Origin of the sequence: Plasticicumulans sp. (assembly GCF_035331805.1) — a bacterium.
In the GTDB taxonomy this organism is placed as follows: domain Bacteria; phylum Pseudomonadota; class Gammaproteobacteria; order Competibacterales; family Competibacteraceae; genus Plasticicumulans.
This window is the reverse complement of sequence record NZ_DAOLKE010000196.1, coordinates 1-3,863: the sequence shown is the minus strand read 5'-3', so window position 1 is coordinate 3,863 and position 3,863 is coordinate 1. Positions and strand designations below refer to the sequence as shown.

Annotated in this window: 5 protein-coding genes; 4 read left to right on the top strand and 1 reads right to left on the bottom strand. The window is 67.3% G+C overall.

Annotated features, from left to right (window positions below; genetic code table 11):
• Window positions 1-3: 3 nt before the first annotated feature.
• On the bottom strand, window positions 4-708 hold the full coding sequence (locus PKE44_RS13110) for an FCD domain-containing protein (protein WP_324551905.1): 705 nt from the start codon (window positions 706-708) through the stop codon (window positions 4-6).
• Window positions 709-1,014: 306 nt separating this feature from the next.
• Between PKE44_RS13110 and PKE44_RS13105 the strand changes: the two genes are divergently transcribed.
• Genes PKE44_RS13105 through PKE44_RS13090 form a run of 4 tightly spaced genes read left to right on the top strand, consistent with a single transcriptional unit; the run spans window position 1,015 to window position 3,854 of the window.
• Complete coding sequence (locus tag PKE44_RS13105; RefSeq protein ID WP_324551903.1) at window positions 1,015-1,794, top strand: transporter substrate-binding domain-containing protein; 780 nt, start codon at window positions 1,015-1,017, stop codon at window positions 1,792-1,794.
• 13 nt (window positions 1,795-1,807) lie between these two features.
• Window positions 1,808-2,470 carry an amino acid ABC transporter permease gene (locus PKE44_RS13100; RefSeq protein ID WP_324551902.1) on the top strand — a complete coding sequence of 221 codons (663 nt, stop codon included), beginning with the start codon at window positions 1,808-1,810 and terminating at the stop codon, window positions 2,468-2,470.
• Between the two features lie 12 nt (window positions 2,471-2,482).
• On the top strand, window positions 2,483-3,139 hold the full coding sequence (locus tag PKE44_RS13095; protein WP_324551900.1) for an amino acid ABC transporter permease: 657 nt from the start codon (window positions 2,483-2,485) through the stop codon (window positions 3,137-3,139).
• Window positions 3,120-3,854, top strand: coding sequence for an amino acid ABC transporter ATP-binding protein (locus PKE44_RS13090; RefSeq protein ID WP_324551898.1), 735 nt, complete (start codon window positions 3,120-3,122; stop codon window positions 3,852-3,854). Before PKE44_RS13095 ends, PKE44_RS13090 begins: the two co-directional genes overlap by 20 nt.
• Window positions 3,855-3,863: the final 9 nt, after the last annotated feature.

Here is a 3,863-nt window from a genome sequence, read left to right as displayed (position 1 = left end):
CGCTCACGCCGGCGTCGCGAACTGCACGCCGATGCGTGCGGCGGCGCGGCGGATGTGTTCCTGCATCGTGCGCGTTGCCGCGCTCGCCGACTGGCGCTCCAGCGCGCGCAGGATGCGCACATGCTCGGCATGGGTTTCCATGACCCGCTCGCGACGCACGAACGGCAGCTTCTGGCTTTCGATGAACGGCTCGGCCGAGCGTCCGAGCAGGTCGAGCAGCACACGGTTGCCGCTCAGTTCGATCAGCCGGCGGTGGAAGTCGAAGTCGAGGCGGTTGGCGGCCTCGAAGTCGCCGGCGCGCAGTTCGACGCGCAGCGCCTCGACGTTCGCCGCCAGCGCATCGAGCACGGCCGGCGTCGTGCGCGCGACGGCGAGCCCGGCGGCGTAGCCCTCCAGCCCGTAGCGCATCTGGAAGATTTCCCCGGGGCTCGCCTGCGCCCCGAAGGCCCAGTCCACGGCGGCCGCCGGCACCGCGCCGCGCGCATCCTGCCCCTTGCCGACGAACACGCCCTTGCCGGCCTGCACGCGCACCTCGCCGCGCGAGGCCAGCCCCGAGAGCGCCTCGCGCAGCGAGGTGCGGCTGACGCCGAGGCGCTCGGCCAGGTCGCGCTGTGAAGGCAGCAGCGCACCTTCGGCGTAGCCGCCTTCGAGGATCAGCGTGCGGATCGCTTCGGCAGCCTGCTGGGAAATGCCGCGATGACTGTTCATACCTGTGTGATCGTTCCGATACCGGATTCCTGAGCCGGACCGAGCGTACTGCCGACGTGGAAACCGTGCAAATCCTGAATTCATGGCGATTTTCCGCTTGCACCATTGCACGGTTTTCGGGCACACATCTGGTGCAGAAATTTCGGTTTTTCGACTTTGCAGTACCACCCAACTGTTCAGACTGGTATGAACAGTTGAGGCGCCATGCGGCTTTGCCGGTGATGCGCTCATGCTGGCACGGCGGTTGCGATATGCAGATGCCGAACCCGTTTCGCCCCTTCCCGTCCACCTGCCGGAGTCCGTCCGATGAAGCTGCTGAAAACCCTGCTCGCCGCCGTCTGCCTGTCGCTGACCGCCGCCACCGCGCATGCCGATGCCCTCACCGACATCCAGGGCGCCGGCGTGCTGAAGGTCGCCGTGCCGCAGGACTTCCCGCCCTTCGGCTCGGTCGGCCTCGACCTGCAGCCGCAGGGTTACGACATCGACGTCGCGCGGCTGCTGGCGAAGGGCCTCGGCGTCAAGGTCGAGCTGGTGCCGGTCACCAGCGCCAACCGCATCCCGTACCTGCAGACGAAGAAGGTCGATCTGGTCATCTCCAGCCTCGGCAAGAACCCGGAGCGCGAGAAGACCATCGACTTCTCGATCGCCTACGCGCCGTTCTTCCTCGCCGTGTTCGGCCCGCAGGACGCGAAGATCACCTCGGCCGACGCCCTCGCCGGCAAGACGGTCGGCGTCACCCGCGGCTCGGTCGAGGACCTGGAACTGAGCAAGATCGCGCCGCCGACGGCCGACCTGAAGCGCTTCGAGGACAACAACACGACGATCTCGGCCTACCTGTCCGGTCAGGTCGGGCTGATCGCGACCGGCAACGTCGTCATCGCCGCGATCGCCGCGAAGAACCCGCCGCGCCTGCCGGTCGAGCAGTTCAAGCTCAAGAACTCGCCGTGCTTCATCGGCCTGAACAAGAACGAGCCGGCGCTGCAGGCGAAGGTCAACGAGCTGATCGAGGCCGCGAAGAAGGACGGCTCGCTCGATGCGATCTCGAAGAAGTGGCTGAAGATGCCGCTGCCGGATCTCGGTGCCTGAGGCGGACGCCGCGATGAGCTACCAGTTCCAGTTCCAGGAGCTGCTGCCCTACACCGACCAGTTCGTGCGCGGGGTCTGGCTGACCGTGCAGCTGACGGCGGTCTCGACGGTGCTCGGCCTCGCGCTCGGCACCGCCGGCGCCGCGGCCCGGCGCTACGGCAACCGGCTGCTGCGCACGCTCGTCGGCGCCTACGTCGAGATCGTGCGCAACACGCCGTTCATCGTGCAGCTGTTCTTCATCTTCTTCGGGCTGCCGAACCTCGGCGTGCGCCTGACGGCCGGTGAAGCGGCGGTGATCGCGATGGTCGTGAATCTCGGGGCGTACTCGACCGAGATCATCCGCGCCGGCCTGCAGGCGATCCCGAAGGGCCAGGTGGAGGCCGGACAGAGCCTCGGCATGAGCGGCGTGCAGATCTTCCGCTACGTCATCATCCGCCCGGCGCTCGGGAAGATCTGGCCGGCGCTGTCGAGCCAGTGCGTGATCGTGATGCTCGGCTCGTCGGTGGTGTCGCAGATCTCGGCCGAGGAACTGACCTTCGCGGCCAACTTCATCCAGTCGCGCAATTTCCGCAGCTTCGAGGTGTACGCGGTGACCACGCTGCTGTACCTCGCGCTCGCGCTCGGCCTGCGTCAGGTGTTCGGCCTGATCGGCCGGCAACTGTTCGCGCGTCGCTGACGGAGGCCCGCCATGCCGGAATTCACGCTGTGGGACATCGCCCGCAACCTGCTGCTCGCGGCCCGCTGGACCGTGCTGCTGTCGCTGATCGCCTTTGCCGGTGGCGCCGTCACCGGCCTGCTGCTGACGCTGGCGCGGGTATCGAAATACCCGCTGCTGCGGCTGCTGGCGCGCGGCTACATCGAGCTTTTCCAGGGCACGCCGCTGCTGATGCAGCTCTTTCTCGCCTTCTTCGGCCTGTCGCTCGCCGGCATCGAGGTGTCGCCGTGGGTCGCCGCGTCGCTGGCGCTGACGCTCTGGACCAGCGCCTTCCTCGCCGAGATCTGGCGCGGCTGCGTCGAGGCGATCCCGAAGGGCCAGGGCGAGGCCTCGGCCAGTCTCGGCCTGTCGTGGCTGGAGGCGATGCGCTACGTGATCCTGCCGCAGGCGCTGCGCATCGCGATCCCGCCGACCGTCGGCTTCTCGGTGCAGGTGATCAAGGGCACGGCGCTCGCATCGATCATCGGCTTCATCGAGCTGACCAAGGCCGGCACGATGCTGAACAACGCCACCTTCCAGCCCTTCACCGTGTTCTCGCTCGTGGCGCTGATGTACTTCGCGCTGTGCTACCCGCTGTCGCTGTACGCCCACTCCCTGGAGGCGAAGCTCCATGCCGCTCGTAGAACTTGATCACATCGAAAAATGGTACGGCCAGAACCACGTGCTGAAGGGCGTGACGCTGAACGTCGAGCGCGGCGCGGTCGTGTCGCTGATCGGGCGCAGCGGTTCGGGCAAGAGCACGCTGCTCCGGTGCATCAACGGGCTGGAGACCTTCGATGCCGGGCGCATCACCGTCGATGGTGAAGTGCTGGACCCGAAGAAGACCGACCTGCGCCGCTTCCGCCAGCACGTCGGCATGGTGTTCCAGCAGTTCAACCTGTTCCCGCACCTGACGGTCGGGCGCAACATCATGCTGGCGCCGACGGTCGTGAAGAAGCTGCCGAAGCCCGAGGCCGAAGCCATCGCCCGCGAGATGCTCGGCCGCGTCGGCCTGTCGGACAAGTTCGACGCCTACCCCGAGCAGCTCTCCGGCGGCCAGCAGCAGCGCGTCGCGATCGCCCGCTCGCTGGCGATGCAGCCCTCGGTGCTGCTCTGCGACGAGATCACCTCGGCGCTCGACCCGGAACTGGTCGGCGAGGTGCTGAAGGTGCTCGAACGCCTGGCCGCCGACGGCATGACGCTGATCCTGGTCACGCACGAGATGCGCTTTGCACGCGATGTCGGCAGCCATCTGGTGTTCATGCACCAGGGCCGCGTCTGGGAGGAAGGCGACCCGAAGACGCTGATGGCGAATCCGCATACACCGGAACTGGCGCAGTTCATCGGGGCGGTGGCGGCGGCGTAAAGGGTTGAT